This is a genomic window from Leptospira vanthielii serovar Holland str. Waz Holland = ATCC 700522, from assembly GCF_000332455.1.
GTDB lineage: Bacteria > Spirochaetota > Leptospiria > Leptospirales > Leptospiraceae > Leptospira_A > Leptospira_A vanthielii.
Genome location: NZ_AOGY02000087.1, coordinates 1 through 6,035, shown reverse-complemented (window position 1 = coordinate 6,035; position 6,035 = coordinate 1). Strand labels below are relative to the sequence as shown.

Sequence of the window (6,035 nt, the reverse complement as noted above, 5' to 3'; positions counted from 1 at the left end):
CTGAATGATATATTTGAAAGTAATGAAAATGACAATCTAACTAATTTTCAATGGAAATTGTTATTAAAAACATTTAAGAATCTTTCATTCAAAGGCAGGAATCATCCATCAGAAATAGCAATCTTAACACATTTACTCTACTCTTCTCTATTTTATTCACATAAGAAAATAAAATCTAATGAAAAGGAATATTTTAATTATAATAGAAAAATTTACTATTCGAGTTTTATAAATAATACGTTAAGTGATCTAAACCAAGCTTGTTCATCTGTAATCAAATTTCCATCACTAAGCCAATTTATTTTTTCTTTAAACAAAATTCCATTACAAAATCAGGAAAAGACATTGATTTTGATCTCAAGATACGTGGCGTATACTTTTTTTAGATTCGGACTAAATTACTACAAAAGATCATTTGAACTCTATAACTATATTCTTTCATCAGGTAGAACGAATAATGAATTTATTAATGAATCAAATTTCAACGAACTAACATTTCTTCTTTCTCATAATCTTCAAATTTATCTTTACATCATTAAAAAATTTCTTCCCGGTGAAATTGGAATACAATCAGGTATTGGATCCAACATATTCAGGTTCTATCTTTATAATATTAAATCTGAAACCCAACTAGATTCTAAAGGTGCGACTGAAATTTACTCTGCAATTTATACTCAAAGAAGAGGCGGAATAAAACTAGATTTCACAAATGAATCACTACATAAAACTTTTAGCTCAGATAAATACATTTCACTTTTTGATCTTTCAATAAATGAAACAATCAAGATACCTAAGAATTTTATAAGCATAGAGTCAAAGCAAATATTAGGAAAAAGTATTTGAAAGTAAAAATAGCAAAAGAACATTCGGAAAAATTATTTAAAAATATAGAAAGAAAATGTTAGAAAATATAAATTCTGATTAAACCTTCACTTCGGCTAACAGCAACTAACCGCTTCGCTTCGGGACGAGCCCTCGCTTGGGCTACGCCACATAGGCTTCTGGCACTCCCCTTGCATTCGCAAGTGTCGTTCCAGTCCCTAACGTCCCTTCCGGGACTCAGGGTCAGCCTACGTCGGTTAGTCTAGTTCGTTATCTGCAATGCCCTAGAACTTTATTCTATGAATGAATTCCAACAAGTATTATATAAGCAAAAGATAAGATTCAAGCTTCCAACCTGCCTACTCATGTTAAGAAGGTTGTTTCTGCTGTTACTCTGTGTAGAACTAATGCCATGAAGGGAAGAGTCTATTCTTGTCCAAACGGACACTTCTCTATATTCATTAGAGAATCTTGTAACAATAGATCTTGTCCTACTTGCCAATCAGAAATAAAAGAGAATGGAATTCTAATACAAAAGAAAAAGTTTCTAATTCTCCACATTATCATCTTGTTTTTAAGTTACCTTCTTTTCTGTATCCATATATTCTTTCCCATTATAAAGAATTTATAGAAATCCTTTTTGAAGCTTCATCTAATACGATTCTCAAATTAATTAAGTATTCTTTTGACCTAACCCCTACTACCGCATTCATTTCTGTTCTACACACTCATGGGGATGCTTACCAGCATACGTGGCGTCATATACACATCGTTCTCAATTCTATTGCTCTATCCAAAAAACAGGACAAATTCTCTTACTGATAGACCTCTTCAAACTTGATAACTTCAATTCTATATATAACCAAATTCTAAAGAAAGAATTAATTCTTTTACATAAGAAACATCCTGAACTTGGAAATGACTTCAGACTAAATATAGATAATTTACATAAAGAAAATATATTTGTTTCTAAGAAATACGAATCACCTTTATCCTATTATTGACTACCTTTCCAAAACTATAAAAGGAAATGCTCTCGATCTTAATCAGGTCGATTTTTTTTGATAATGGTTCCATTAATCTTCATAAAAAAGATAAATCTTTTTCCTTTTCTAACCATGAATTTGTAAATAGATACATCAAACATATCATTCCACAAAACATTAAATCTATTCGTTATTCTGGTTTCTACAGCTCCGCTAGTAGATCTAAGTATGACCTCGTAAAACAATTATTGGGGATAATCAGTAAAGAAGAAAATGAATCTAATATTAATGATGATTCCATTCTCGATGTTCAGCATAAATTACACAAATCTTGTCCTTTCTGCAATCAAAGGATGATTCTGTTTGAAGAAGTTGACGAATTCAAAGTTCCAGATATTGTTTACATCAAATTTGGAAAGGATCCGCCTACTGAAGAACTATTCACAAGACTTGTCGCTTAACTTTGACTCAATTTTGGACTATTAAATTCCTTAGTGAGAAAAAACAGGCAGCAAGCCAAACTTAGCATAGGGCACAGCAGATAACAGCGCGGAAACGCTTCGCTTCGGGACGAGCCCTCGCTTGGCCTCCGGCACATTCCTCTCCGTCACGCTTCTTGCTCCGCAAGAAGACGCGCCGACGCTAACGCCTGCCCTGCAGGCTCAGCTACGAGGAACGTCGTCTCCGCTAGTTCGTTATACGAAAGCCCCAGAAAACAGAATGAAGAGAAATATTATGAATTTAAGTGAATATTCACTTGACTGCATTTATATTTCGTCTAAAATTAAGATGTGTGGGAAATTGAATCTACCAAAGAATTTGATTTGTGGCTTCTAAAACTTGATTTAAACACTAAAGAAGAAATACTAGCACACTTCTATCTTTTACGACAGAAAGGCCCTTTACTAGGTAGACCTTTTGCTGATTCAATTCAGGGATCTAAGATTCAAAATCTAAAAGAACTTCGTATCCAGATTAAGTTAAAAGTTATCAGAATCTTTTTCGTTTTTACAGAAGGAAGAATCGGCTTATTACTAACTGGTGGCGATAAAAGAGGCAAGGATAAGCGATTTTATGAAGAAATGATTCCGATGGTTGAGAAAATTTATAATAAATGGCTAATCGAAAATAAGGAGATAGTTGATGAAAGCAAAAGTAAAAAGAAATCCAATAGAAAATCTTGAAAAATCATTGCCTTCGGAAAGTGTTGCTAGGGCAAAACATAAAGCTGAGCAAATGCTTTTTCAAATCAATCTCGCAGATTTACGAAAACAAGTTGGTTTGAGACAAGAAGATATTATCAATTTTTCACAATCTGGTCTTTCAAAACTCGAATCAAGAAAGGATATGAAAATATCCACTTTAATAGACTATTTGGATAGCCTTGGAATGGATTTAGAAATAAAAGCTAAAGTAAGAAATAAGAAAGTTGGGAAATCAAAGAAAGAGTTTGTTCTCTTGAAAGCTTCTTAAGACTTCTTAAATAAAATAATTCCAATATCTGGGGCCTTCGTATAACAGCATGGAAACGCTGCGCTTCGGCACAAGGCCTCGCTTGGGCTGCGCCACATTTCCCTTCTGTCACTCGTTTGCATCCGCAAACTCCGTGCCAGTCCCTAACGTCCCGTTACCGGGACTCAGGGTCGGGAAACGTCGTCTCCACTAGTTCGTTATACGAAAGGCAGAATCTCAATTTACTTAAGTTAAATTTCATAAGAATAAAATTTATAATAAAAAGATTCAACTCTGGACATATCACCAATGTAATCTTGCAACTGAATTTCGATTTGGAATTTTAAAATCAAAAATAAATATATCATTCTAAAATATTACCGGAAATCTAAACCATTAAGACACAAAAACGCTTTATTAAAAACTTAATAAAGAAATATTATTTATATAAACCAAAACCTTTATTCTAAAAAAATAACTTTAAAACAAATTCATAAAATAGATTTCATACATTCAATAAATTAATAGTGAGAACTAAATGCTAGAAAACCTTCAATTATTAGCGAACATATCAACAACTATTGCAGTTGTGATAGCAGTATTCCAACTGTATAAACAGAATAAGCAGAGAAGAATTGATTATTTACTCAGACTACATGAATTTTTAATTTCCAACAGAGAAATGGAAGAGTTATTTTACAAAATTGATCACGAAACATTTAAGTTTAATAAAAATTTACCAGGTTCAAAACAAGAGATTATTTTAGACAGACTCTTAGGATTTTTTGAGACTATATGTAGATTAGAGACAGAGGGATTATTTACAAAATCAGATTTTTCATTTTTTGAATATGAATTATTACGTATTGTAAAAAACATTGAAATTAAAAAATATTTTGACTATTTAGAAAAAGAAACTTCTGAAGATAAAATATCCGTCCCTCTTTTTAATGAATTGAAAAATCGCCAGAGAAAATACATATAACCTTATTTAACACCTGCCCTTCGTATAACAGCAACTAACCGCTGCGCCTCGGGACAAGCCCTCGCTTGGGCTACGCCACATAGGCTTCTGGCACTCCCCTTGCATTCGCAAGTGTCGTTCCAGTCCCTAACGTCCCGTTCCGGGACTCAGGGCCAGCCTACGTCGGTTAGTCTAGTTCGTTAAGCGCCATATCAGCATGAAATGTATTTTTTGTAACACAATTATAACTGAGAAAAACAAAACCGAAGAACATATTATTCCTCAATCAATTGGTGGAATTCTAACGTTAAATAACGTATGCTGGAATTGTAACAATGAATTTGGAAATAGTATTGACAGAGTTTTATTCGAAAATGTTGCATTACCTTCTATAGTCTTCAATGTATATCGAGAAAGAAAATCTAATAAAAAAATTCAAATAAATTCGCTTAAAGAAGGAGATCCTTATATCCTGAATCAAGGTGGAAAAATAAAAATTGCAAGTGACATTCTGAAAACCAATAATAACCAATTAAAGATTTCATATACTGATAAAAATGACCTGCAAACAAAAATAAATAAATTAAATAAACGAAGAACAGAAAATAAAATCCACATATCCGATCAACTAGAAGAATTTAATCGCGATACTCGATTTTTACATAAGTTTACTACCGGCGATGCAGACGTAATGCGGGCAATAGCAAAAATTGGATTTGAATACTATTTAGAATCGGAAGGTATCGATTCTTTCGTAAATCACTTAATACCATATATTCAAGGAACATATAACGCTTCCATAGTCTTCCCTGATTATAATGAACCGCCGGATTCGGACTACTTTAAACGATCAGAGATATGCCATAGCCTAGAAATAAATTCGGACAATGTATCAAAAAAATTGATATGTAAAGTATCACTTTTCAGTACATGGAAATACATTATTTTTCTTAATCTCAATTATGTAGGAGAAAATGTATATTCCATTTTCAAACAAAACCTAGATGGAAAGATATTAGAAAAACAAACACTTATGAAAGGTAGTCCCAAAATAAAAGAAAATCTTTGGGATCAAAGCATACAAATAACAGAAAAAAATATAAACATTCTTGGAGCCTATGTATCAAGATATCAAAAAGCATTTTTCTACGAGACAATAAAACACAATATCGGAAAGGAACTCGAAGTTGACTATTTAGGTTATCCACAAGGCACTATAATTACGGATGAAATTGCCATTGACCTTTCCAAAAAATCATTCAAAGAAATCTTTTATGAAATTGAATAAGAAATCAATTCAATAAATACTGCTGAAACGGCGCTTAACAGCGCCTTAACGCTTCGCTTCGGCACGAGGCCTCGCTCGGTCTGCGACACATAGGCTTCTGGCACTCCCCTTGCATTCGCAAGTGTCGTTCCAGTCCCTAACGTCCCTTTCGGGACTCAGGGTCAGCCTACGTCGTTAAGGCTAGTTCGTTAATTGCAATTGGTTAATTCTATTCAAAAAAACCAGCGCGCAATTTTTCTTAAAAGGTGAGAGTCCAACTTTGCTCAATTCAATAATAGATCTTTATATCGGTTTTATTACTTTGTTAATGATTCGAGCGCTTTAAAGAAAAGAATAAGAATTAAGAGGTTTATTTCGCTACATTTCCTATTATTTTTTGGTCACGGTTTGCATGATTCAAAAATGATTGTCGGGCTTTGAAGACCAAGAATAAGAAAGAAAATTTGCGCGCTGGGATTTCAAACACTTCGTATTATTAGCAAATACAACACAAAACCAACTGCAATTAACTAATACGTGGCGT

Annotated in this window: 7 protein-coding genes; all 7 read left to right on the top strand. The window is 33.1% G+C overall.

Annotation, left to right across the window (positions count from 1 at the left end):
* On the top strand, positions 1-843 hold an 843-nt coding region (locus tag LEP1GSC199_RS20395), incomplete at its 5' end, for a hypothetical protein (RefSeq protein ID WP_002992153.1).
* A gap of 319 nt (positions 844-1,162) precedes the next feature.
* The gene (locus LEP1GSC199_RS22035; RefSeq protein ID WP_332307954.1) at positions 1,163-1,453 is read left to right on the top strand and encodes a transposase zinc-binding domain-containing protein; all 291 of its coding nucleotides are present in this window, start codon (positions 1,163-1,165) and stop codon (positions 1,451-1,453) included.
* A 399-nt stretch (positions 1,454-1,852) separates the two neighbouring features.
* On the top strand, positions 1,853-2,269 hold the full coding sequence (locus tag LEP1GSC199_RS22030) for a transposase (protein WP_002992145.1): 417 nt from the start codon (positions 1,853-1,855) through the stop codon (positions 2,267-2,269).
* Between the two features lie 330 nt (positions 2,270-2,599).
* The gene (locus tag LEP1GSC199_RS20385; protein WP_002992156.1) at positions 2,600-2,992 is read left to right on the top strand and encodes a type II toxin-antitoxin system RelE/ParE family toxin; all 393 of its coding nucleotides are present in this window, start codon (positions 2,600-2,602) and stop codon (positions 2,990-2,992) included.
* Complete coding sequence (locus LEP1GSC199_RS20380; RefSeq protein ID WP_002992142.1) at positions 2,952-3,281, top strand: helix-turn-helix domain-containing protein; 330 nt, start codon at positions 2,952-2,954, stop codon at positions 3,279-3,281. Before LEP1GSC199_RS20385 ends, LEP1GSC199_RS20380 begins: the two co-directional genes overlap by 41 nt.
* A gap of 517 nt (positions 3,282-3,798) precedes the next feature.
* Positions 3,799-4,245, top strand: coding sequence for a hypothetical protein (locus LEP1GSC199_RS20375; RefSeq protein WP_002992157.1), 447 nt, complete (start codon positions 3,799-3,801; stop codon positions 4,243-4,245).
* A 196-nt stretch (positions 4,246-4,441) separates the two neighbouring features.
* Complete coding sequence (locus tag LEP1GSC199_RS20370; RefSeq protein WP_002992147.1) at positions 4,442-5,512, top strand: HNH endonuclease; 1,071 nt, start codon at positions 4,442-4,444, stop codon at positions 5,510-5,512.
* Positions 5,513-6,035: the final 523 nt, after the last annotated feature.